Here is a 23,076-nt window from a genome sequence, read left to right on the forward strand (position 1 = left end):
CGTAAGTGAATACTTACCAATTTGCAAATTCTTCGGATGACACGCTCTTGGCTGCGGGATATGTGGATCAGATGACAAGCAACCCGACAACCTCAGACTGGGCAGGCGTTGTTGCCCTTGGATTGATTTGGGGCGGCACCTTTATGGTCGTCGCCATCGCGCTTGAAGGCTATGGCCCGATAACCGTTGCCACCGCGCGAACTACTTTAGGGGCGCTGGCCCTGCTTGGTCTGATGCTGGCCCGAGGGAAACGGATGCCTGGCAGAGACCCCGCCCTGTGGCGCTCGATCGTTGTGATCGGCATTCTGTCGACCGCCCTACCATTTGTCCTGCTGAGTTGGGGGCAGCAATATGTACCATCCGCTTTCGCCGGGCTGTCGATGTCTGCGATCCCTCTGATGGTGCTTCCGTTGGCTCATTTCTTTTCAGACGAACCCTTGAACACGCGGCGGATGATCGGTGTCACACTGGGGTTTAGTGGCGCATTGGTCTTGATCGGGCCGGGTTTGGCGCAGCTTGGGCAAGGCGCAGAACCCTTGGCCCAACTTGCCTGCATCGGCGCAGCGTTTTGTTATTCGCTAGCGTCGATCACCACGCGACGTTGCCCGCCTGTCGACCCGCTGGTCCTGTCGGCCCTAACGCTGGTGGTCGGATCAGTGCTGCTTTTACCGTTGATGTTGGCGCTTGAAGGCGTCCCTGACTGGCAGGGTGCCCGACCGGGAATAGCACTGATAGGCTTGGGGTTGATCCCCACCGCACTGGCCACACTTTTCCGCGTTTCGATTATTCGCAGCGCCGGGTCCGTGTTCATGACGCTCGTAAACTATCAGGTGCCGATCTGGTCGATGGTGTTCGGCGCTTGGATCCTGTCCGAGGCGCTGCCTGTCAGGTTTTACGTCGCGCTCGTACTTATCCTGACGGGACTGGCGATCAGCCAGTGGTTCAGTCTCAGGCGGATGCTTTTGGGACGGTAGATTTCAGACCAAAGCGGCGGCGGCTTCGACCTCGGCGACGATGCTGTCAACGACATCTACAAGCAAGGCATCATCCTCACATTCGGCCATCACCCGGATCAACGGTTCGGTTCCCGATTTTCGGATCAACAGGCGACCACGTCCGTCCAGTTTCGCCTCGGCATCGGAAATCGCGGACTTTACGCTGGTTGCATCCAATGGCGTTTGCCCGGCCTCGTAACGCACGTTTTTCAAAAGTTGTGGCACGGTCTCAAAAACCTCGCACAGCTCCGACGCGGGCTTGCCCGTTTCGACCATGCAGGCAAGGAACTGGATCCCTGCGAGCAGCCCGTCACCAGTGGTCGCGAAATCGGTCATGACGATATGGCCGGACTGTTCACCACCAAGATTAAATCCACCCGCGCGCATCGCTTCGACCACGTGACGGTCGCCAACTTTGGTGCGCAAAAGCTCCAACCCTTTCGAGGACACATAACGCTCAAGCCCAAGGTTCGACATCACCGTCGCGACCAGCTTTCCACCTTTCAGGCGGCCTTCGTTTGCCCAATGACTGGCGAAAAGGCCCATGATCTGATCGCCATCGGCAACCCGGCCTTTCTCGTCAATGATCATGATGCGATCTGCGTCACCATCCAGGCAGATGCCCAAATCCGCACCGGTCTCGACCACTGTTTTGGCAGCAAGCGCGGTGTTGGTCGATCCGCAGCCTTGGTTGATGTTGGTGCCATCAGGCCCAACGCCCACAGGTACGATCTCGGCACCAAGCTCCCACAGAGTATCTGGCGCGGTTTTGTAAGCCGCCCCATTGGCGCAATCGATCACAACCTTGAACCCATCAAGCCGCTTGTTCTCGGGGAAGGTTGTTTTGAGGTATTCGGTATAGCGCATCCGGCCTTCGTCAATCCGCTTGGCGCGCCCAATGTTTTGTGGCTGCACCGGCTCGACCCCATGGTGCACCAGCCGTTCGATCTCGGCCTCATCTTCGTCGGAAAGCTTAAATCCATCCGGGCCGAAAAACTTGATGCCATTGTCATGGAACGGGTTGTGTGACGCCGAGATCATGATGCCCAAATCCGCCCGCATCGAGTGTGTCAACCGCCCGACTGCAGGCGTCGGAACCGGGCCCAGCAAAAGCACGTTCATGCCGGTCGATGTCAGCCCAGCGGTCAGCGCATTTTCCAGCATATAGCCAGACAAGCGTGTGTCCTTTCCGATCACGACCCGGTGCCCGTTGGACCCATCGCGTCGGAAATGCCGGCCTGCCGCCGCGCCAAGCTTCAATGCCATGTCCGCCGTCATCGGCCAGCTATTGGCCAGTCCGCGCACACCGTCAGTTCCGAAAAGCTTATCAACCACTGCTCAACTCTCTCTTTCCATCAACGCCGCTTGCAAACGGATCGCTTGCCGGGTCTCAAACGTGTCGTGCACCCTTAGGATCTGCGCCCCTTGTTGAATGCCGTGAAGCGCGACTGCCAGCGATCCTGCAACCCTGTCCTTCGCGTCATCCACCTGTCCGATTGTACCAATGAACCGCTTTCGAGACACGCCCAATAGTATCGGCAATCCCAGATCATGTAACAGCGACAGGTTCTTCAGCAAAGTCACATTGTGTTCCAAAGTCTTACCGAAACCAATGCCCGGATCGGTCACAATCCGCTCAGGCTTGATGCCTTTGGCCTCGGCAAATGCGATCCGTTCGGCCAAAAAGTCCATGACATCGAACAGTACATCGTCATAACGCGGATCGTTCTGCATGGTCTCGGGCTGGCCCTGTGCGTGCATCAGGCAGACCGGTACATCACGCTCGGCGACCAAGTCAGCCAATTCGGGATCGAAGGTAAACGCAGCCACGTCGTTCACCATATCCGCGCCCGCATCCAGCGCTGCCTCGGCCACGCGCGCTTTGCGTGTGTCGATCGAAATCGGGGTGGATATCCCGGCCTCGCGAAGGGCTTTGATCACCTCGGCGGTGCGCCTGATCTCTTCGCGTTCAGACACCTCTTGCGCGCCCGGCCGTGTGCTTTCACCCCCGATGTCCAAGATATCGGCATCACGCGCCATATCACGTGCGCGGGCCACCGCAGCCTTAAGCGTGACGTGATCCCCGCCGTCCGAAAAACTGTCTGGCGTCACGTTCAGAACACCCATGATCCGAGGGCGATCCAGTGTCAGCCCACACAGATCAGACCGAGGGTCGGCCAGACGGGATCGCATGCTGGACGAGCAATCCGCAACACCGCCCCGCTTTGACACAGCCCCCCGTTCCCGCATCAATACCTGATCGAACCAAACTGTCGAAGAGCCGGCCAGAGGCAACCCTTCGAAGGGTGATCCAGTGCGAGGGAGTGCCTGTGCGTAAGGCATCAAGGGGCCGCTGCCAGCGTCACCGCCCGGCACGTCAGGCTGGAAATGTCAGGCACGTCGGCGCCGATGACCAACAGTTCCCCAGCATTCAGGAACTCGCCAATCCAAACCGCCAGACCAAGCGGATCGGTGCTAATGGGACTGCCTACGGTGTCCAAAACAATCTTGGACGGGGCCCAAACGCTGACCTGGTCATTCTTCATCCCCCAGTCCAACTCGGTCCGGGTTCCGACGACCACACAACGGGGATCGATTGAGGACAAATGCCATGCGTTCTGTTCAATCGACAGCAGGTCAATATGACGCTGGGGCCCACCATCGGCCGCGGATATGCTATGTTGATCGCGTTGCGATACACACAGAACGAACGCACGTTCATCGGCTTGAAGCCGGTCCAAAAAGCCACCCAATGCGGGGTCGGAGAAAGCTGAATTGTCGAGATAAATCAACGTTGGGTGCACCGTGGTCGCCGCGCCATCCGCCAACCGTTCGGATGAACGATCGCGCACGATCTCGACCCCTAGATTGCCGGGTCCGCGGTCCAGTTTCTCAATGCGAACAAAGACTCTTAGCGATTGCGGCTCGGTCAAAATGCGATCTGCGATGCGTTCGGCTAAGGTCTCAAGCAGGTTTAGCCGCTCTGCCGCCAATTCTGCCTCGATCGCTTCTGTGACGGTATCATAAGACAGAATATCGTCCACATCATCCGTCACGGCACCAGTGCTTGGCGCGACCTCAACTACAACACTGAAACGTAAGCGCTGCGTGGTATCTCTCTCGGCTTGAAACGCACCGATTTCCACATCAACAATGTGATCGCGAACGGAAATCCTGTCGGGTTCTACAACCCCGGTCGTGCGCGCGGCCCGCTCCTCTAGCGGTGCAAAAGCGGTCGATGCATCATTGCCCATGAAAGCCCTCATACTTGATGTGGTCACAATGCCCCTTCAAGACCGGGGAAGGCCAGTGCAAATCGTCGGATAAGAGGTCTGAAACGACTGGGCGGGCATCCATCAACGATAGAAGCGGTGCACCCCGATCTTGGCGGTCCGCGTCAATCGTTTCGCCCAAGATGGAACCACCGCGGTTGTGTGATAATGCGTCGCCCCACCCGTCAACCCACGATCCGCACCATCTATCATCGCCTGTGCAACTTTCCCAAGCCGCGCATAGGCAGCGGGTTCCGAGATGACTTCGGCTCGGCCATCGCATGTATAGGTAAACTGACACGCATATTTCCGCCCGGTGCCTTGGTTAATCACGCCGCAGATCGAGTTGGGAAAACGCGGACTCTCGACTCTGTTCATGATAACCTCGGCCACTGCGAACTGACCCTTGATTGTCTCGCCCCGCGCTTCGAAATAAAGCGCTTCTGTTAGGCATTGCCACTCTTTGCTTTCAGTCGGAGCACCCTGACTTGCCAACCATTGGGTCGAGTACATCGCGGTCGAAGGAACAGGTACAGCATCACCTGCCGACGGAAGTTTTCCCAACGCCGCAATGCGTTCCGCAGGCATGGCAGCCAACCCATCATGATCGTGCCCCAACAGGGCATCAAATGGGCTACTGGCCTCCTGCGCTTTTGCAACATCAGACGTGAAAATCAGCATTAAACTCAGGCAAAATGCGCCTGCTACTGCGCGAATAGTCATAATCATTAATCCCCCCAACCCGGAAATAAACCGGGCCACAACGACGAGGATTTACGAAAAAATATGTCCGTCGTCCAGTCTGGCACAGAATGACGGATAATTTGAAACGCTCTGAGTTTCGCGAAATCTACCGGAACGTCGAAAATTTATGAATAAACGTCAAAGATTTACGCGGCGCTCGTCCATCAACTCTTCGATCGCAAGATGCGCCGCAGCCAAACGGGCGACAGGCACCCTGAAGGGCGAACATGATACGTAGTCAAACCCCGCATTTCGACAGAATCGGATCGATTCTGGGTTGCCCCCGTGTTCACCGCAGATCGACAAAGTCAGTTCAGGGTTTTCCTGCCGCCCGCGTGCCGCGCCCATCTGCAATAGCTCGCCCACTCCGTCCGCATCGAGCATATGAAACGGGTCCTCGTCATAGACGCCCTGCGCGACGTATTCGCCCATGAACCGCCCAGCGTCATCCCGCGACAGACCGTAGGTCATCTGAGTTAGGTCATTAGTGCCAAAGGACATGAAGGACGAATGCTGCGCAATTTCACTGGCACGCAATGCGGCCCGCGGTGTTTCAACCATGACCCCAAGCCGATAGGTGAAATCAGTCCCCTTCTCGATCCGCACCTCAGCCGCAACCGCGTCGATCCTGGCTTTCACGATCTCAACTTCGCGCTTGGCCGATACCAGCGGGATCATAACCTCGGGCACGATGGGATCGCCGGAGCGCGAAGCCTCGATCGTGGCTTCAAAGATCGCGCGCGCCTGCATATCGTAGATTTCTGGCACGGTGATCCCAAGCCTTACGCCACGCATACCAAGCATCGGATTGAACTCGCGCAGCCCCGCGACGCGGCGTTCGACATCCCGCAGGGGAAGATCCAGCGCTTCAGCAAGCTCTCTTAGTCCTTCGCGACCATGTGGCAGGAACTCGTGAAGGGGGGGGTCAAATAGGCGGATGCAGACCGGCAAACCCTGCATGATCTCAAACAACTCTGTGAAGTCGTCGCGCTGCATAGGCAATAGCCGGTCAAGTGCGGCCCGCCGGTCGTCAGTGTGATCTGCAAAGATCATTTCGCGCATCGCCAGCAGGCGGTCATCGTCAATAAACATATGCTCGGTCCGGCACAGCCCAATGCCTTCGGCAGCGAACATCCGGGCGTTGCGCGCATCGGGCGGTGTGTCTGCATTGCAGCGCACGCCAATGTCACGATATTCGTCCGCCCAAGCCATCAAGGTCTGAAAACTCTCGCCCAATTCTGGGGGAAGTTTTGCAACCGTGCCCGCATATGCTTCGCCGCTTGTACCGTCGATGCTGATGACATCGCCTTCCCCGAACGCACGCCCATCCGGCGCTATCAGCGCCCGTTTCTTCTTGTCGAGCACCAGATCCTGCGCACCGACAACACATGGCAGACCCAGCCCACGCGCGATCACGGCCGCATGGCTGGTGATCCCACCACGAATAGTCAAAATCCCATTGGCCGCGTGCATGCCGCGAATGTCCTCTGGGCTTGTCTCACGGCGTACAAGAATACAGTCCTCGCCCTGTGCCGCCATCGCTTGCGCCGCACGCGCGTTGAAGACAATTTTTCCGGTTGCTGCACCCGGGCTTGCAGCAATGCCCGAGCCGAATAGATCGCGTTCGACTTCTGGATCGAACTGGCTGTGCAAAAGCTCGCTCAGCGCGCGCGGTGGAATGCGCAGAACAGCCTCTTCGCGACTAATAACATCGTCTTTCGCTAGGGCGACGGCAATGCGCACATTCGCCCGCTCACTGCGTTGCACCCGCACGGCATCCAGAATGAAAAGCTGTTCGTTATCAATGGTGAACTCAATCTCCATCTCTTCGCGCAACCGGGTGCGGCACAGCTCTCCGTATGAGATGAGGTTGGCGAAATTCTCAGGCAGAACCTCTTCTATCGAGCGGCCACGTGGGTCCTTGGTCAGGTACATCACATCGCGATCTTCCGCCTCGGTCAGCGCATCTCGCCCCTGGCTTTTGCACAGGTAACGCCCACGGATTTCCTGATGCCCAGACTGACCGTTTACGAATTGGATTACACCTGAACCGGAGACATTCTGTCCGACACCCAGCGCCATTTTCTGAACCACCAGACCAAGCCCGGCATCAGCAGGCGCGCCCTTGGCTTCACGCAGCAGCCGAGCGGTTGTGCCCTCCCACGCGCGCGCCATCGAACGCAGAATTTCCGACAATTGCTCGGTCGGGTCTTGTGGGAAATAGCTGTCTGTCTCTTCTTCATAAAGGTCGAGGGCAGCTTGCAACGTGTCCGATGTGGGCGCGGAAAACTCGTCGAACTCGTCCGGGTCAAGGCGGGCGACATTCACAGCATAGGACTGGATAAAACGGAGGTAGAGCGCATTGGCCGCCGCTTCTCCATGCGACTTGATGATTTTGGCGTGGACGGCGTCATTCATCCCGATGTTCAAGATTGCACCCGGGCCGCCCCAGTCGGGGTCCTCCGACGAGGGGCGGACGGAAACCAGAGGATCGGCGCCAAACAGTGTCATCATTTGCGCAAGATCAGGCATATCGCCTGCCGAAATTCCGTGTACCGCCTCGAAACTCAGCGCGACAGTTTTCGGAACCGGCATATCGAGCCGGATCAGGCGTTGCAGGCACTTGGCCCGCCCGCCGTGGCGCGTGTTTTCGATTGCCGCTGTTGGCGTGATCTCTGTAAAGGGCATGTGGTCCACTTTCTGCACTGCAGCACCGTCTTATCGGGGAGTACCATAGCGCGCGAAACCTGTGGGACAAGCCTTAGGTTTAGGAAATATAAGCCGAGGGTTCAGGGGCGCTGCCCCTCGGACGTCCCTTATGGGACGCCCTCACCCCGGGATATTTAAGGAAAGAAAATGGATCAGCCTTCGATACGGGACAGGTCAGCGACACCACCCGAAATCGTGCGGATGCGTGATAGCAGGTTCAGGCGGTTACGGCGCAGAACTTGATTGTCGCTGTTGATCTGGACGGCTTCAAAGAAGGCATCAATGGGCGCGCGCAGGGTTGCCATGGCTGACATCGCGGCGGCGAAATCCTCGGCCTCCATCGCCGGAGTGATCTTTGCCTCGGCCTGATCAAGGGCTGAGAAGAGCGCCTTTTCCTCGTCACTTTCCGCGAATTTCACGTCGGCGCCGTATGAGTATTCAACGCCATCCTTTTCTTCAGCTTGCGCAAGGATGTTTGAGGCACGCTTGACACCTTGCAGAAGGTTTTCGCCGTCATCGGTGGCGAGGAAGTCGGACAAAGCCTCGGCGCGTTTGACCAACAGGGTCAGATCATCGTTGCCCGGCATGGCGAGGCACGCGTCGATCACATCGTGACGGATGCCTTTGTCTTTGAGGTAGACTTTGAGGCGGTCGTGGAAGAAGGAGAGGAGGTTTAGGTCCACATCCAGTCCCGTATAATCCTCAGTATCTTGGTCATTGGGTCGAGCGGAACCATTCGCGGCCAAGCCGACCGCTATCTGTTCTTCCAATCCAAAGCGCAGCCCATTTTCCAACACCAACCGAATAAACCCAAGTGCCGCACGACGCAAAGCAAACGGGTCTTTCGACCCAGTCGGTTTTTCATCAATCGCCCAGAAGCCTGTCAGCGTGTCGAGCTTGTCCGCAAGGGCAACCGCTACCGAAATCGGCGCGGTGGGCACGTCGTCAGATGGGCCAAGTGGTGAGTAGTGTTCTTGCGCGGCATTCGCGACCTCTTCGGGATACCCAGCAGGGGCCGCGTAGTACTTGCCCATCAGGCCTTGCAGTTCCGGGAACTCATAGACCATTTCTGAGGACAGGTCGGCCTTGGCCCAGCGCGCGGCTTTTTCGGCCAGATCGTGGTCTGCTCCGACACTCGGCGCGATTGCTCCGGCGAGCTGTGCGATCCGTTCTATCCGGTCCGCCAGCGTGCCCAGCTTGTTGTGGAATGTCACGTTGGCAAGGCTATCCAGCCACGGATGCCCCCCGGCCTCAGCCACGCGAATGTCGTTTTCCCAGAAGAACTTGGCGTCGGCCAGGCGGGCAGACAACACTTTCTGGTTGCCCGCAAGGATGGTTGCGCCGTTGTCGGCAGTTTCGCGGTTGGCGACGGTGATGAATTTCTCGATCCGGTCGAATTTCGGATTCTTGACCGAGAAGAACTTCTGATGCTCGCGCATCGAGGTTTGCAGCACTTCTGGCGGCAGATGGATGAATTCATCGTCAATGTCGCCCATCAGGACCACAGGCCATTCAACAAGGCCGGCGACCTCGGACAGAAGCGCTTTGTCCTCGACAATCTCAAGCCCTCGGGCGAAGGCAGCGTTCTGCGCCTCGGCCCAGATATGATCGGCGCGCTCGTCCGGCGACAAGACGACCTTGGCGGCCTTCAGTTTGGCTTCGTAGTCGGCAAACCCGGTCACGGCAAAGCGGTCGGGGGCCATGAAGCGATGACCTGCGGTCTTGTCGCCCGACGTGATCCCATCGACATCCATAGGAACGACGGTCGCACCGGCTTCATCAGACAGGATGCACAAGATGGAGTGCAGCGGGCGCACCCAACGCAAAGATCCCGCCCCCCAGCGCATCGATTTGGGCCATGGGAAGTTACGTATGGCGGCTTCCAACACTTCGGCGATGATGTCGGCGGCGGGGCGGCCCTGTTTTTCGATCAGGGCGAAGTAAACCGCACCTTTAGGCGTCTCGCGTTCCTCAAGCTGATCGCGGGTCACGCCTGCCCCACGCAGAAACCCATCGATCGCTTTATCGGGCGCGCCCACTTTTGGGCCTTTGCGTTCCTCGCGCGTGTCGGGCGAGCGATCCAGCAAGCCTTCGACAGCCAGCGTCAGGCGACGGGGCGTGGACAGCGCGGCGGCACCGGCATAGGTCAGACCAGCCTCGACCAAACCATCAGTCACAAGCTTTTTCAGGTCCTCAGCCGCGCGCTTTTGCATGCGGGCTGGGATTTCTTCCGAGAAGAGTTCGATCAGCAGGTCAGACATATCGCTTACTCGCTATATTTTTCGTTCAGCTGGTGCCAGGTGTAGCCCCGGCCATCGGGGAAAACAGCGACCACGCGGTCAACCCCGTCCTGAATGTTGCGTTCGCCAAGAAAGGCCACGGCCTCGCCGTTTTCTAATGCTGCGCCGATTTGAACGGCGTCAAAACAGTCGAACCAGCCAGGGGCGGTCAGGGGTGTGGCCTCGTCATAAATTTCGAAGGTTTCGGTCAACATGGCAAGGCTCATCGAGGTGGTGAAGCACCCACGATAGCGCAAGGGCGAACTGTTCGCATCGATCCCTTCGAAGCTGTCGTAAAGCACAATTTCGGGCTCGCCGGTGACCACATTGGTCATGCGAAGCGGTGCGTCTGCCGACACCTCGTCATAGAATGCGTAGAGTTGTAACCAGTAGATGGCCACACCTGCGATAAGTGCCGTTACCACGATAAATGTCCCTATGATCTTGCCGCTCACGCCGCGTCCTCGCCGCCTTCGGTCCAACCGCCTGCGCGGGTTTGAACGAATGCATCGGCGCAGAGTTTCGCCAAGGCCCGCACCCGACCGATATAGGCCTGACGCTCGGTGACTGAGATCACACCGCGAGCGTCCAATAAGTTAAACAGGTGCGAAGCTTTGATGCATTGGTCATAGGCCGGGTGGGCCATCACGATACGCTTGCCAGTTTTGGGGTCGATGTGCTCCTGATCAAGGATCGTCTGGCACTCGGCCTCGGCCTCTTCAAAATGCCGCAGCAGCACGTCGGTGTTGGCCACATCGAAGTTCCAACGAGCGTATTCTTCCTCGGTCTGTTTGAATACGTCGCCATAATTCAGTGCGATGGGCGCATCCGGGGCATTGAACGGCATGTCCATGACGTGATCCACGCCAAGGATATACATCGCAAGACGTTCCAGCCCGTAGGTCAATTCGCCCGAGACCGGGTGGCAGTCATAGCCGCCGACTTGCTGGAAATAAGTGAACTGGCTGACTTCCATACCGTCGCACCATACCTCCCAGCCAAGCCCCCAAGCGCCAAGCGTCGGGCTTTCCCAATCGTCCTCGACGAAACGGATATCGTGCATGTCCATGTCGATGCCAATGGCTTCAAGCGATCCCAGATACAGCGCTTGCAGATTAGGCGGGCTGGGTTTGATCAGCACCTGAAACTGATAGTAGTGCTGCAAGCGGTTCGGGTTCTCACCATAGCGGCCATCCGTCGGACGTCGCGAGGGCTGTACATAGGCTGCGGCCCATGGTTGCGATCCGAGCGAACGCAATGTTGTCGCCGGGTGGAACGTACCCGCGCCCACTTCCATATCGTAAGGCTGCAATACCGCGCAGCCCTTCTGGGCCCAATAAGTTTGAAGCCGAAGAATGATCTCCTGAAAGCTTTGCGGTCTCGTGTCGCTTTTGGCCATGGAATTGCCCGTCTGGTCGTTGCCGGAATATCTGCCCTCAATACGGCCTGCCCCCCAAAGGGTCAACGCGTGAAACGGCACATCGCAACGACCAGCTGCTGCAGTTGCCACCCCACTGGCACGCGTTTGTTGCCAAAGCGACCCAACCTGCTGGACCCGCCCGCGGAAACTGTCATATTGCCAACCTGTTATTGACCGACGCAGGGCGAATTGTGTTATTTGCTCCAACAGAATCCCAACACGCGCCATCGGGCCAAGAGGATATATGACCAAACGCATTGCCGCAGCCCTTTTGACAGGACTTTCAACCAGCCTGATTTCCCCTTTGGCGCACGCACAACAAGCCAATGTAGTCGCATCACAGGCCGAGAACCTGCGCTGGATTCAGATAGAGGCCCAACCCACCCTGCGCGAGGCAGAGGCGCGCGTACGCAACTATGCCAGCCGGTTGGAGGGCGTGAACGGATTTCGTCTATCCGGCAATTGGTATGCCATCGTTCTTGGACCGTACACCGAAGACGCCGCAGCAATTCAATTGCGATCGCTGAAGAACGCCGGGGTGATCCCGCGTGATAGTTTCATCACATTCTCGGGCGAACTACGCCAACAGTTCTGGCCCGTTGGGGCAAATGCCCTAACCACTCAACCAGTGATCCCAGCCGCACCAGAGGATACTGACCAGCTTGCCTCGGTTGCTCAGCCCAACGCGCAAGCAATTCTGACACAACCCGAAGCGCCGCGTGATGAAACCAAGCGTGAGGCATTGGATGGCGAGCGGTTGTTGGACCGCGATGGGCGAAAAGCCTTGCAAGTCGCACTGAAGTGGGATGGCTACTACACCTCCGCTATCGATGGGGCCTTTGGTGCGGGCACACGTCGGTCCATGGCCGCGTGGCAGTTGGATCGCGGCTACGATGCTACGGGCGTCCTGACCACGCGTCAGCGCAAGGAACTGCTGGACGGCTATCGCGCCGTGATTGCTTCGTTAGGAATGCAGCCTTACGCAGACGACCAAGCCGGAATAGCCATGAGCATCCCCGGCGCCATGGTCAAATTTGACCGCTACGAGGCCCCATTCATCCATTTCGACACGCTGAATGACAGCGGCGTCAAGCTGGTGCTGATCAGCCAGACCGGTGATCAGAACACACTTTACGGCCTATATGACATCCTTCAATCATTGGAAATCGTCCCTGTGGACGGACCCCGCGAACGGCGCAAATCATCGTTTACCATTGAAGGAAGCGACGCCAAGATCTCGTCTTACACCCAAGCTAAACTTGAAGACGGCACCATAAAAGGGTTCACTCTGATTTGGCCGCGGGGCGATGACAAGCGCCGTGATCTTGCACTGGGCGATATGAAGGCAAGCTTTGCCTCGCTGGGATCAAAGGCACTGGCCGATGATGCAGGGCTTGATGCATCGACGCAAAGCCTTGATTTGTTGTCAGGTCTGGAAATCCGCTCGCCGGACCTGTCCCGCTCGGGGTTTTATGTTGACGGAGATGGCAACATCCTGACCACGACAGAGGCTGTGCAAAGTTGCAGCCGGATCTCGATCAACGACGACTACAACGCCGAGATTCTGGCGACAGATGCGAAGCGCGGACTTGCGCTTTTGAAGCCGACAACACCATTAGCACCGATCGCGCACGCTTCGTTCTTATCGGTCGATCCACGGCTGAAATCGGACGTGGCAGTGGCCGGGTATTCCTATGAGGGCCGTTTGACTGCCCCAAGCCTGACCTTTGGTACACTATCTGAACTGGTGGGCTTGAACGGTGAAGACGGCGTGAACCGCCTGACACTGGCCGCCCTGCCCGGCGATGCTGGCGGGCCAGTTTTGGACGCAGGCGGCGCTGTGACAGGCATGTTGTTGCCCGGGCAATCGTCGGACGGGCGCAGCCTTCCCGATGGGGTAAGCTTTGCGCGGGATGCGGGGGCTGTCACCTCGTTCCTGTCGGAAAACGGCGTCGTGCCGGATGCGACGGAAGTGGTCGCGTCACTCGATCCGGTTGACCTCAGCGCTCGCGCATCCGACATGACCGTGCTGGTGAGCTGCTGGAACTAGCGCCCGCGTTCAGCCGCGCCAGAACGTGACGGTGAACAAAACAAATACCGCCAGAAGTTCAAGACGCCCGATTAACATCGCGGCGGACAATATCCATTTGGCGGTATCACTCAGCCCCGAGAAATTTCCAGCAGGACCAATGATGTCGCCAAGCCCTGGCCCGATATTGGCAAGTGCTGCCGCGGCACCAGATACCGAAGTGATAAAGTCCAGCCCCGTCATACCAAGCAGCACGGCGATAATTCCAAGCGTCACGACGAAGAAGACGAAAAACCCCATGACAGATGACAAAATACCGTCATCAACCCGCCGTCCTGCGTACCGAGGTGTAAAGACGCCATGTGGCGAGTGGATCGAGCTGATCTGGGCCCGAATCGCAGAAAAGAGCAGTTGATAACGGAATATCTTGATCGAGCACGCCGTCGATCCCGCACATCCACCAATCAGACCGAGAAAAAAGAAGATGACGACGGGAAACGGGCCCCAAAGTTGATAGTCAACACTGGCATATCCTGTCCCGCTTATGATCGAGGTGACATTGAATATACCTTCTCGAAACCCGTGTTCCAAATGGTCGCCATTGGCGATCAGGCGATAGAGAGTCATCATGATGGTAACGGTTAGAATCGTCGCCAGATAGGCTCTGATTTGCGGGTCTCTGAAAAAGGGTTTCGCGGTACCACTGATCAATTGGATGTAGCGTACAAACGGAAGGCTTGCGAGGATCATAAAGAAGGATGCGACATACTCCGGCGCACCTTGAAATGCGCCAAACGATGCATCTCGCGACGAAAACCCGCCGGTCGAAAGTGTGGTCATGGCGTGATAGATTGCCTCGAACGGGGGTAATCCGACAGCAAGATACGCGATGATGCAAACGATCGTAAGCCCCGCGTAAATCTGACTGATCCTGCGTGCAATCTCGGCGGCGCGGGGCAATACTTTTCCCATAGTATCAAAGGCTTCCGAGCGGAAGATCTGCATACCACCAACCCTGAGCTCCGGCAGAAATACCATCGCAACAACGATGATCCCGATACCGCCATACCACTGCAAAAGCGCGCGCCAGAACAAAAGCCCCTTTGGCATCTCGTCAAGATCATTCAGCACAGTAGCGCCCGTGGTGGTCATCCCTGACATTGCTTCGAAAAACGCGTCGACCGGGCGTACGCCGATGTCTGATAACACCAAAGGCAACGCCCCAAAGATCGGCAAAGCAACCCAAACGCCGGTGGTCAGAAGGAAGGTTTGTTGGATGGATAGCCCACGCCCAACTCCATTGGCAGTCGCCAAGGCCATGGACCCCCCTACAAGTGTGGTGATCACTGCACTTTCAAGAAATGTCGCCCAGTCAGAACTGCCATAATACATGTCGACCCCCATAGGGATCAGCATGGTGATACCAAGTGCTGCGACCAACAGGCCGGTGACATATACGACGGGTCGCAAATCGAACATGGGCGCAGGGTTGGCCCCCCGCGCCCAGACTGTCAAGGATCAGATGGCCTTGCCGATGCGTCTTCCGCGCGGCTGTGCCTGATCAGATATAGAGCATGTCCCGGAACACATGGCGCGGGATGTCCGCGCGGGAAAGCCCCAGTTTGGCCAACTCGGCGTCACTGCGTGCTTCAAGTGCTTGAACGTCTCGCATGCGCGAGCTGTTTTCACTGGCCCGCATCATGGCGTGCCCGAAAGCCGTCATCCAAGACCAGAGTGTTGCGGTGATCGAGCGACGCTCGACACGGATGTTTGTAGTGTGCGTAGCCATTGGAAACCCCATGGAAATGGTTGTTGGTTTCCTCCCTGACCCAAAGATAGGTCAGGCAACGTGACTTTACCAATGCGTTAGACGCAACCCCGCCTTGCAACACTATCCGACGTGGAACAGCGTGGAAAACAGTTTGGGATCAAGGCTTTCGGCTTCAAAGGTCGCGCCTTCGGTCAGGATCGACACAGCATCATGGCTGTGCAGGCTTTCCTGATGACTGGCAACAATGCGGAAATCCCCAATGCGCGCGTCCTCTTGCAGATGCTCACAGAACAAGCGCGCGGCGTCCTCAACAAAAATCGGGTTGGCAGCATTCAATTCCGCAAAGGCCTGTTCGTCTTCGCGCTTGACCATCACCTGAGTTTCGGTGGGAACAGCGGCCCGGCACAGATCGATCAAATCCTCAAACCAAAGCGTCTGAGGCTGCTTCACCTTCTCAACAGAAATTCGCGCCACCGATCGTTGGGAGTGCGGCGTCGCAAGTTGCCCTCGCATCTGGCGCGCATGTTCGGACAACTCCAGCGAACAGGGGCAGGTCGAGCTGTAAACATAGTCAAGATGCATGAACTTGCGACGCTTGCCGCGATGTTCAACCAATTCCAGCGCAATATCGTAAAACTGATAGCCCGTTAGGCCAGATCGCAAGCTTTCCACCTTAGCCGGGTAGGAAAAGCGCATTTCAATGCGCGCGTCCAGGCTTTCAAGATCGGTTTTGTAATCGTCCAGCGCGGCCTCGATCACATCGAAACTGAAGGTTTTTTCGGCATGCGCATAGAAGCTGCGCATGATGCGCGACATGTTGATGCCCTTCTTGCCTGCCTCAAGGCTGACGGTGCCGGTCACCGATGTCTCTAACGTCACATCCTCGCCGTCGCGTGTGTGATATCGGATCGGTAGGCGGAAATTTGAAATACCGACATGCTGAATATGGCGTTTGGCGCCTTGGATCAGGCTGGCAGGGCCATTCTGAAGGTCGGGCATAGACGCGCGATAAGCGTCATCAACCGCGAAATCGGCTGGATAGTCACGATTGAGGTCCGGATAGTTCGACAGCTCCGCCCCCGGAAGAAGACGTGCAATCGCGGGATCAAGCTTTGCCACTTCAACGGGATCAGCCTCGGCCGCCCAATCGCGTAGCACATTCAGCGCATCACGCGCGGCTTTTTCCGTTGGCGCATCACCGCCCTTGCGCTTCATCTGGTTCATCGTGGACCCTCCGATCCTGTCGCACCCCGATAACATAGGAGTGTGACAGGGATTCTCCAAACGCGATGCACGAGATGCGACAAATCAGGCCGCGTTCAAGGCTCTCATAAGGTCGGCAATCAAGTCTTGTGTGTCTTCAAGGCCGATCGACAGGCGCAAAAGACCGGGCGTGATGCCCAGTTGCGCCTTTTGCTCATCGGATAGACGCTGGTGAGTTGTCGTGGCCGGATGGGTCACGATGGACTTGGCGTCACCAAGATTGTTCGATATCAGAACAATCTCGAGCGCATTCAGGAACCGGAACGCAGCGTCTTTGCCACCAACAAGTTCCAGCGTCAGAACCGTGCCCGCACCGCCGACCATCTGTCGTTCAGCAAGGGCTTTGTCTGGGTGGCTGTCCAAAAGCGGATGAATAACCCTTGAGAGTTTGGGATGTCCGTCCAAAGCCTGCGCAATGTCCAGCGCCGAGGCCGCCTGTGCTTTCACACGAAGCTCCATCGTTTCAAGGCCTTTGAGCATGACCCACGCGTTAAACGGGCTCATCGCGCCGCCGGTATGTTTCAGATAAGGCTCAAGCGTTTTGCGGATGTAGTCCTGCGTACCAAGCACAACGCCGCCAAGGCAACGTCCCTGCCCATCCACGTGTTTCGTGGTCGAGTAAACGACAACATCCGCACCTTGCGAGATCGCGCGACTAAAGACCGGCGTTGCAAAGACGTTATCGACCACCACCAATGCGCCGACCGCATGGGCAATCTTGCTGACACCTTCGATGTCGATGACCTCAAGCGCAGGGTTCGACACACTTTCAAAGAAACACACCGCGGTATCCGGTCGGACCGCAGCGCGCCACGCATCCAGATCGGTGCCATCAACAAGCGTAATTTCCACGCCAAATCGCGCCAGAATATCTTCCAGGACAAACAAGCATGAGCCAAAAAGCGCGCGCCCGGCAACCACATGGTCGCCAGCCTTCAGGATCGACATCAGCGCGCCGTTGACAGCAGCCATGCCAGAGGCTGTTGCAAAGGCGTCCTCGGCCCCTTCAAGCATCGCCATACGGTCTTCGAACATAGCGACAGTAGGATTGCCATAGCGGGCATAGATGAACTCTTCCCGCGTGCTTTCGATAAAGCGGGCTTCGGCCTGTTCGGCGCTGTCATAGACGAACCCTTGGGTCAGGTAGATCGCCTCGCTTACCTCGTTGTACTGGCTGCGGCGCGTGCCGCCATGAACCGCCTTGGTCCGGTTTGTCCAGTCTGTCATCGCGCGTTCCTTTCGCACAAAAAAACCCCCACCGCATCACGAGCGTCGGGGGTGAATTTTGCGAAGCACTTTGCCCGCAAGGTCCCTGACCTCTTTAGCAGATTATTTAACGTGGCCCGCAATCCGGTGTACAAATCGCCACGCGCTAGCCCTAGACCTTGTCGAACAAAGCGTCAAGACATCAACATGATCGCTGGATCGTGAAGTGCCCCCCGTATCTGCGTGGTTGCCATTTGGGTCCGGCCTGTCATCCTAAGCGCTCTGACAGGAGGAACGATATGCCCAACCCGATAGAGCTTTACTACTGGCCCACGCCCAATGGATGGAAAATCTCAATCGCGCTGGAGGAGATGCAGCTACCTTACGAGGTGAAGCTGGTGAACATCGGGGCCGGAGAGCAGTTCGAACCGGATTTCCTGAAAATCGCGCCCAACAATCGGATGCCCGCAATCATCGACCCTGATGGGCCTGATGGTGCGCCAATTGCGATCTTCGAAAGCGGCGCGATCTTGCAATATCTGGCTCGCAAAACCGGTAAATTTTGTGGAGAGACCGAGCGCGCACGCGTGGCCGTCGATCAGTGGCTGATGTGGCAGATGGGCGGGCTGGGGCCGATGGCTGGACAGGCGCACCACTTCCTGAAATACGCCCCTTCCATGGATCCGCCCCATGATCTTCCATACGCGAAAGATCGTTATCGCGCTGAAACTGGGCGGCTTTACGGTGTCATGGATCGCCAGCTTGCAGATAATCGTTATCTCGCCGGAGACTTCTATTCGATTGCGGACATGGCCTGTTGGGGCTGGGCATCGCTTTGGGAAGGGCAGGAGCAAACGCTTGACGACAAGCCGCATTTGGCGCGTTGGCTAGATGAAATCGGCGCACGGCCCGCCGTACAGAGGGGTCGTGCTGTTGCCGCTGAACAACGTGGGAATCTGCAAACGGATAAGAAGGCGCAGGACTTGCTGTTCAAGCGATAAGGGGCTTTGCCCCAGTTTGAGAGCCGTGCGGCTTTCAAACTTCCCCAGGATATTTCTGGAAAGAAAATTAGGCGTCAGCTTTCGCTGGTGTCTTCGTCTATGCCGAAGCGTTTGAACAGGCCCGCCTGCGTCATAAAGAAGGCGAACATGGCCAGCGGCAGGCCGAAGGTTTTGAAATTGACCCAAGCATCGGTGGACATCATGCGCCAGATCACCTCGTTCGCGACGGCAAGACCTACGAAGAATAGTGCGAGGCGTTTGGTGAGGATCATCCAACCTTCGCGTTCGAGCGGCAGGGCCTTGTCCATCACGGCCTCCAGATAGCTGGTGCCGCGCATCAGGCCAAAGCCCAAAATACCCGCGAAGAGCAGATAGATCATCGTCGGCTTCATTTTGAAGAAGCGCTCGTCGTTGAACCAGATCGAAAGGCCCCCGAATCCGACGACCAACACAAGGGTCATGATCTGCATTTTCGACAGGTGACCCGTGAGCTTCCACATTGCCAGAGTAGCAAGGGCAAGAACCGGGATGAACATCGCGGTTACCGCCACAAAGCCCGAATACTCGGTGCCGCCAACCATAAAGGAGCGGTCTTTCAAAAATGTGTAGGCCACAAAGAACAGAATGATCGGGCCATATTCCAGCGCGCCCCTAAGGGTCGGGTTTACGTGTTTCTCGGACATGGAGCCTCCTTAACCGCTCATCTCGACTATCACAGCGCCCGCGGCGATCAAACCCATCATCGTCAGGCGCTTGGGTCCGACGCGTTCATTCAGCACGAGCCACGCGATAAGAGCGGCGAAAACGGTGGATGTTTCGCGCAGGACGGCGGCCTCGCCAACGCTGTCCAATCGGGTGGCAAGCATGATCGAACCAAAGCTGAAATAAGCCACAAAAGCGCCAATTATTCCCCGGCCTGCCAAAGGGGCAAGTCTTGGCCGCGTCGGCATGTTTCGCCAACGAAACGCCGCCACCATGGGCATGAAGAAACCGTCGATGAAGAAAAACCAAGCGAGGAAAGTGAATGGGTTGGCAGTGGCTCGAATGCCGTAGGCGTCATATGTGGTGTAAGCGGCCACAAAAAGCCCGGTCAGAACTGCCATGGCAAGCGCGGGTTTCAGCTTATCCCGGCCCATCTGCCAGTGTCGCAAGTTATAGACAGCGAGCGAAAATATCCCGGCGACCAATGTGGCCACCCCCACCCACTGCATAGCCGTGAATGTCTCACCGAACAGAAAGCCCGCCCCGATGACGGTAAAAAGGGGGCCCGTGCCACGCACGACCGGGTAGACGACAGAATACGAGCCCAGCGCATATGTGTAACTTTGTGCGAGTTTATAGCCCACATGGATCAGGAAGATCACCGCAAAGATGGGCCACATATGCGGTTCAGGCCACGGCACAACGAACAAAGCGAAGGGGGCAGCGATCAGTCCATAGGACAGATCAATTGCGCCGCGCGACAGCCATGGGTCGTGGCTTCCTTTCTGAAGCGCGCCGAACAATGCGTGCAGAAATGCCGCAAACAGCGCCAGTAGGAGGGCCAGACGGTGCCCCGCCTCGGTGCCCTCCAACGATATGAGCCAATCGCTCATGCCGTCGTTACTCGGTGATGCCGATCAGGGCGCGCGCGAATTCTTCTGGGTCAAATGGGGCGAGGTCGTCGATTTGCTCGCCCACGCCTATCGCGTGAATGGGCAGTGCAAATTTGTCGGCCAAAGCGACCAGCACGCCACCTTTCGCAGTGCCATCCAGCTTGGTCATCACCAGGCCGGAGACATCCGCCAAATCCTGAAACGTCCCAACTTGGGACAGGGCATTCTGGCCCGTTGTCGCATCCAGAACGAGCAACGTGTTGTGTGGCGCAGTTTCGTCCTTTTTCTTGATGACGCGGACAATTTTGGCCAGTTCCTCCATCAGATCCGTCCGATTTTGCAGACGCCCCGCGGTATCGATCATCAACAGGTCGGCGCCGTCCGCCTCAGCCTGCGTCATAGCATCAAAAGCCAGCGAGGCGGGATCCGACCCCTCGGGCGCGGTCAAAACGGGCACGCCCGCGCGTTCGCCCCAGACCTGAAGCTGTTCAACAGCTGCCGCCCGGAACGTATCGCCAGCCGCGATCACGACCTTCTTGCCAGCCGCTGTGAATTGGCTGGCGAGTTTGCCAATGGTCGTGGTCTTGCCCGCGCCATTGACACCGACAATCAAAACGACCTGCGGACGTTTGGGGTAAAGCGGCATCGGGACCGCAACAGGTTCCATGATGCGCGTGACTTCCGAGGCAAGGACGGATTTGATCTCGGCCACCGAGAGTTTCTTGCCGAAGTGGCTTTCCGAGATGTTGGCGGTTACGCGCATAGCGGTGTCAACGCCCATGTCGGACGTGATCATCAAGTCTTCGAGGCTTTCCAGCATATCATCGTCAACCGTCCGTCGCACGATAGTTTTCGTTTCCCGACGTCCGAACATGCGGCCCAGCAGGCCGGGTTTGGCGGCTGGGGCTGGTGTGTCCTCGCTGAGATCGATAGCGGCGGGTTCAGAGGTTGAAACGGGTTCCGGTTCCGGTTCCGGTTCCGGTTCCGGTTCCGGTTCCGGTTCCGGTTCCGGTTCCGGTTCCGGTTCCGGTGAAATCTCTTCAACTTCAACGATTTCCGCAACAGGCTCAGGCTCAGGCTCAGGCTCAGGCTCAGGCTCAGGCTCAGGCTCAGGCTCAGGAATTACATCTTCGGGGGCGGGCTCTGCGTCAACCTTTTCTGGCGCAACATCTCCGACCGAAGTTTCGTCCACGGCCTCAAGCTGTTCCTCTTCGCCACCATCTTCGACAATAGCCTCCAATCCTTCTTCCAGTTTGGAGGAGGATTTGAACAAACGTTCCTTAAGTTTCGAGAAAAAAGCCATGTACGCCCTCTTGATCACTTCCTACCCAAGTAAGCCACAAAGGCAGCGGATGGAAGGGGCAGCGCGAAAGGCGCTTTAACCACCGGACCGCGTCGGGTTACATTACCCAAATGACACGCCACGACACCCAGTTCGCTGACCCGACATTACAGCATCAGCTTGATTTGTTTCTGGCCGATCCAAAGGCACGTATAACGCAGATCAAGCATCGCGATGAACGCTATTGGGCGAAGAAATGCGAGACTCTATCGCTTCGTTGGCGGATACAAAAAGGCGACCCCAAGCTGGCGTTTGAGGCCGATCGCACCGGCCATCATGCCCTATCCGATGCCGGCGTTCCCGTGCCAGAAATCGTGGCTGAGGGCGAGAACTACATTGTCACCAAGGACAGTGGCGAAACACTGTCCCATCTTCTTGTACAACAAACCCAGGATCCGTCGGCACGGATTGCAGCTTTCACCGAAGCAGGCCGTCAACTTGCCCGCATGCACGCCAAGGGCCTGACGCATGGGCGTCCTGCGATCAAGGACATGTGCTGGGACGGGACCAACTTGGTTTTTCTGGATTTCGAGCGGTATTCACCGACCAGAAACACACCCAAAGGGCACATGCAGGATCTGATCATCATGATCCATTCCTGCTATGCGTTCTTACCCGAAGACAGCCCAGAGGCGGACGCAGCAGCAGCCGCTTATCGCAGGTTTGACGAAACCGGCACTTGGGACCGAGCGTCGGCTTGGTGTCGGAAAATGCGCTGGATTGATGTCGTCACGAAACCGCTTCAATGGGGCAACCGAGCTGGCGCGATGGAATTCAAGGCGATTCCCTTTACACTAAAATCATTCGGCGTCAGTTAGGTCGTTAGACCACCCCACAAAATCAGAGCCTGACCTGCAATGTAAAACGACCAAATCGCGTATCCGGCTAACTTTCGATGACGGTTGGTTTCAGACATTCGAAAAAGCTCAATCGCTAAGATCACGTCAGAGATGATGAACAGCATGGCCCCCAACAGGCTCCAACCAAGTGGGAGTGCCAGCGCGGTTAGTCCCATTGCGCCAATAATGATCACATAGATGCGGACCGGCCAGCGAAGTGCACCTGTAAACGGGGCCAGCCACAGCTCGGTTGACACCATCAACGCCACCAAAGCGATCGCGGCTATCGGAGTGGAGACAAACGCCTCGTAGAATGGGGCCTCTGACAGGGTCAGGAAGTGCAGGATATAAAGGACATGCGCCAAAGCGAAGGCAGACAGGCCATAAAGGAATGGGCCGTCACCGTCACGCGACAATCCAAAATCACCAAGCGCCGATAGGAACAGCCCGGCCACCAGAAACACCCCTGCGCCCCCCAGATAAGCCGCAACCGCAAAGAGCAGAAGTGGGATCGTTTTGATGATCGACCTTGGCCAACTCGCCGGTGCGGACGTGCGCGGAAAGTAGGCCATTGCGACAACAAGGCCCGAGACGAAAACGAGTTGAGACAT

Annotated in this window: 20 protein-coding genes and 1 riboswitch; of the genes, 4 read left to right on the forward strand and 16 right to left on the reverse strand. The window is 57.3% G+C overall.

What is annotated here, in order from left to right; translation table 11 throughout:
- Positions 1-71: 71 nt before the first annotated feature.
- Positions 72-974 carry a DMT family transporter gene (locus V6N04_RS01550; protein ID WP_371168352.1) on the forward strand — a complete coding sequence of 301 codons (903 nt, stop codon included), beginning with the start codon at positions 72-74 and terminating at the stop codon, positions 972-974.
- Positions 975-977: 3 nt separating this feature from the next.
- Here the strand turns inward: V6N04_RS01550 and glmM are convergent, their stop codons facing one another.
- The 8 genes from glmM to V6N04_RS01590 all read right to left on the reverse strand — a co-directional run bounded on the left by glmM (position 978) and on the right by V6N04_RS01590 (position 11,398).
- Positions 978-2,330, reverse strand: a complete 1,353-nt coding sequence (gene glmM, locus V6N04_RS01555; protein WP_371168353.1) for a phosphoglucosamine mutase — start codon at positions 2,328-2,330, stop codon at positions 978-980.
- 3 nt (positions 2,331-2,333) lie between these two features.
- Positions 2,334-3,338, reverse strand: coding sequence for a dihydropteroate synthase (folP, locus tag V6N04_RS01560; RefSeq protein ID WP_371168354.1), 1,005 nt, complete (start codon positions 3,336-3,338; stop codon positions 2,334-2,336).
- Positions 3,338-4,249, reverse strand: a complete 912-nt coding sequence (locus V6N04_RS01565) for a dihydroneopterin aldolase (RefSeq protein WP_371168355.1) — start codon at positions 4,247-4,249, stop codon at positions 3,338-3,340. The genes folP and V6N04_RS01565 overlap by 1 nt, the downstream gene beginning before the upstream one ends.
- A 102-nt stretch (positions 4,250-4,351) precedes the next feature.
- Positions 4,352-4,996 (reverse strand): cell wall hydrolase, encoded by a 645-nt coding sequence (locus V6N04_RS01570; protein WP_371168356.1) that lies wholly within the window; start codon positions 4,994-4,996, stop codon positions 4,352-4,354.
- Between the two features lie 153 nt (positions 4,997-5,149).
- Complete coding sequence (ppdK, locus tag V6N04_RS01575) at positions 5,150-7,699, reverse strand: pyruvate, phosphate dikinase (protein ID WP_371168357.1); 2,550 nt, start codon at positions 7,697-7,699, stop codon at positions 5,150-5,152.
- A gap of 173 nt (positions 7,700-7,872) precedes the next feature.
- On the reverse strand, positions 7,873-9,981 hold the full coding sequence (gene glyS / locus V6N04_RS01580) for a glycine--tRNA ligase subunit beta (RefSeq protein WP_371168358.1): 2,109 nt from the start codon (positions 9,979-9,981) through the stop codon (positions 7,873-7,875).
- A gap of 5 nt (positions 9,982-9,986) precedes the next feature.
- Positions 9,987-10,454: a DUF6446 family protein gene (locus V6N04_RS01585; protein WP_371168359.1), complete on the reverse strand. Its 468-nt coding sequence runs from the start codon at positions 10,452-10,454 to the stop codon at positions 9,987-9,989.
- Positions 10,451-11,398 (reverse strand): glycine--tRNA ligase subunit alpha, encoded by a 948-nt coding sequence (locus V6N04_RS01590; RefSeq protein ID WP_371168623.1) that lies wholly within the window; start codon positions 11,396-11,398, stop codon positions 10,451-10,453. The genes V6N04_RS01585 and V6N04_RS01590 overlap by 4 nt, the downstream gene beginning before the upstream one ends.
- A gap of 265 nt (positions 11,399-11,663) precedes the next feature.
- On the opposite strand from V6N04_RS01590, the gene V6N04_RS01595 reads away from it, so the two are divergent.
- Positions 11,664-13,469, forward strand: a complete 1,806-nt coding sequence (locus V6N04_RS01595) for a serine protease (protein ID WP_371168360.1) — start codon at positions 11,664-11,666, stop codon at positions 13,467-13,469.
- Positions 13,470-13,478: 9 nt separating this feature from the next.
- On the opposite strand, the gene V6N04_RS01600 is transcribed toward V6N04_RS01595, so the two are convergent.
- The 4 genes from V6N04_RS01600 to metZ all read right to left on the reverse strand — a co-directional run bounded on the left by V6N04_RS01600 (position 13,479) and on the right by metZ (position 17,709).
- Complete coding sequence (locus tag V6N04_RS01600; RefSeq protein ID WP_371168361.1) at positions 13,479-14,927, reverse strand: TrkH family potassium uptake protein; 1,449 nt, start codon at positions 14,925-14,927, stop codon at positions 13,479-13,481.
- Between the two features lie 82 nt (positions 14,928-15,009).
- The gene (locus V6N04_RS01605) at positions 15,010-15,237 is read right to left on the reverse strand and encodes a DUF1127 domain-containing protein (RefSeq protein WP_371168362.1); all 228 of its coding nucleotides are present in this window, start codon (positions 15,235-15,237) and stop codon (positions 15,010-15,012) included.
- Positions 15,238-15,339: 102 nt separating this feature from the next.
- The gene (gene folE2 / locus V6N04_RS01610) at positions 15,340-16,443 is read right to left on the reverse strand and encodes a GTP cyclohydrolase FolE2 (RefSeq protein WP_371168363.1); all 1,104 of its coding nucleotides are present in this window, start codon (positions 16,441-16,443) and stop codon (positions 15,340-15,342) included.
- An 84-nt stretch (positions 16,444-16,527) separates the two neighbouring features.
- On the reverse strand, positions 16,528-17,709 hold the full coding sequence (metZ, locus tag V6N04_RS01615) for an O-succinylhomoserine sulfhydrylase (protein ID WP_371168364.1): 1,182 nt from the start codon (positions 17,707-17,709) through the stop codon (positions 16,528-16,530).
- Positions 17,710-17,782: 73 nt separating this feature from the next.
- Positions 17,783-17,861, reverse strand: a riboswitch (SAM riboswitch).
- Between the two features lie 126 nt (positions 17,862-17,987).
- Here metZ and V6N04_RS01620 point away from each other — a divergent pair.
- A complete protein-coding gene (locus tag V6N04_RS01620; protein WP_371168365.1) occupies positions 17,988-18,689 on the forward strand; it encodes a glutathione S-transferase N-terminal domain-containing protein in 702 nt (233 codons plus the stop codon).
- A gap of 74 nt (positions 18,690-18,763) precedes the next feature.
- Here V6N04_RS01620 and V6N04_RS01625 read toward each other — a convergent pair whose 3' ends face one another.
- From V6N04_RS01625 to ftsY, 3 genes are read right to left on the reverse strand one after another with little or no spacing between them, the layout of a single operon-like run.
- Positions 18,764-19,372: an inner membrane-spanning protein YciB gene (locus tag V6N04_RS01625; protein WP_371168366.1), complete on the reverse strand. Its 609-nt coding sequence runs from the start codon at positions 19,370-19,372 to the stop codon at positions 18,764-18,766.
- A 9-nt stretch (positions 19,373-19,381) separates the two neighbouring features.
- Positions 19,382-20,284, reverse strand: a complete 903-nt coding sequence (locus tag V6N04_RS01630; protein WP_371168367.1) for an EamA family transporter — start codon at positions 20,282-20,284, stop codon at positions 19,382-19,384.
- 7 nt (positions 20,285-20,291) lie between these two features.
- Positions 20,292-21,587, reverse strand: a complete 1,296-nt coding sequence (gene ftsY, locus V6N04_RS01635; RefSeq protein WP_371168368.1) for a signal recognition particle-docking protein FtsY — start codon at positions 21,585-21,587, stop codon at positions 20,292-20,294.
- A 110-nt stretch (positions 21,588-21,697) separates the two neighbouring features.
- Between ftsY and V6N04_RS01640 the strand changes: the two genes are divergently transcribed.
- Complete coding sequence (locus V6N04_RS01640) at positions 21,698-22,444, forward strand: BUD32 family EKC/KEOPS complex subunit (RefSeq protein WP_371168369.1); 747 nt, start codon at positions 21,698-21,700, stop codon at positions 22,442-22,444.
- On the opposite strand, the gene V6N04_RS01645 is transcribed toward V6N04_RS01640, so the two are convergent.
- The gene (locus V6N04_RS01645; RefSeq protein ID WP_371168370.1) at positions 22,441-23,076 is read right to left on the reverse strand and encodes a lysoplasmalogenase; all 636 of its coding nucleotides are present in this window, start codon (positions 23,074-23,076) and stop codon (positions 22,441-22,443) included. The two genes, V6N04_RS01640 and V6N04_RS01645, sit on opposite strands and share 4 nt — an antisense overlap.

The sequence above is a fragment of the Aliiroseovarius conchicola genome, from assembly GCF_041403445.1.
Lineage (GTDB): Bacteria > Pseudomonadota > Alphaproteobacteria > Rhodobacterales > Rhodobacteraceae > Aliiroseovarius > Aliiroseovarius conchicola.

Bases quoted from the DNA above. Each gene is read 5' to 3' on its own strand.
- V6N04_RS01640 (WP_371168369.1), top strand. From the start codon at position 21,698: ATGACACGCCACGACACCCAGTTCGCTGACCCGACATTACAGCATCAG.
- V6N04_RS01550 (WP_371168352.1), top strand. From the start codon at position 72: ATGACAAGCAACCCGACAACCTCAGACTGGGCAGGCGTTGTTGCCCTT.
- V6N04_RS01630 (WP_371168367.1), bottom strand. From the start codon at position 20,284: ATGAGCGATTGGCTCATATCGTTGGAGGGCACCGAGGCGGGGCACCGT.
- V6N04_RS01645 (WP_371168370.1), bottom strand. From the start codon at position 23,076: ATGTCTCAACTCGTTTTCGTCTCGGGCCTTGTTGTCGCAATGGCCTAC.
- V6N04_RS01565 (WP_371168355.1), bottom strand. From the start codon at position 4,249: ATGGGCAATGATGCATCGACCGCTTTTGCACCGCTAGAGGAGCGGGCC.
- V6N04_RS01620 (WP_371168365.1), top strand. From the start codon at position 17,988: ATGCCCAACCCGATAGAGCTTTACTACTGGCCCACGCCCAATGGATGG.
- V6N04_RS01605 (WP_371168362.1), bottom strand. From the start codon at position 15,237: ATGGCTACGCACACTACAAACATCCGTGTCGAGCGTCGCTCGATCACC.
- V6N04_RS01570 (WP_371168356.1), bottom strand. From the start codon at position 4,996: ATGATTATGACTATTCGCGCAGTAGCAGGCGCATTTTGCCTGAGTTTA.
- folP (WP_371168354.1), bottom strand. From the start codon at position 3,338: ATGCCTTACGCACAGGCACTCCCTCGCACTGGATCACCCTTCGAAGGG.
- V6N04_RS01590 (WP_371168623.1), bottom strand. From the start codon at position 11,398: ATGGCCAAAAGCGACACGAGACCGCAAAGCTTTCAGGAGATCATTCTT.
- V6N04_RS01600 (WP_371168361.1), bottom strand. From the start codon at position 14,927: ATGTTCGATTTGCGACCCGTCGTATATGTCACCGGCCTGTTGGTCGCA.
- V6N04_RS01595 (WP_371168360.1), top strand. From the start codon at position 11,664: ATGACCAAACGCATTGCCGCAGCCCTTTTGACAGGACTTTCAACCAGC.
- V6N04_RS01625 (WP_371168366.1), bottom strand. From the start codon at position 19,372: ATGTCCGAGAAACACGTAAACCCGACCCTTAGGGGCGCGCTGGAATAT.
- ftsY (WP_371168368.1), bottom strand. From the start codon at position 21,587: ATGGCTTTTTTCTCGAAACTTAAGGAACGTTTGTTCAAATCCTCCTCC.
- ppdK (WP_371168357.1), bottom strand. From the start codon at position 7,699: ATGCCCTTTACAGAGATCACGCCAACAGCGGCAATCGAAAACACGCGC.
- glyS (WP_371168358.1), bottom strand. From the start codon at position 9,981: ATGTCTGACCTGCTGATCGAACTCTTCTCGGAAGAAATCCCAGCCCGC.
- folE2 (WP_371168363.1), bottom strand. From the start codon at position 16,443: ATGAACCAGATGAAGCGCAAGGGCGGTGATGCGCCAACGGAAAAAGCC.
- metZ (WP_371168364.1), bottom strand. From the start codon at position 17,709: ATGACAGACTGGACAAACCGGACCAAGGCGGTTCATGGCGGCACGCGC.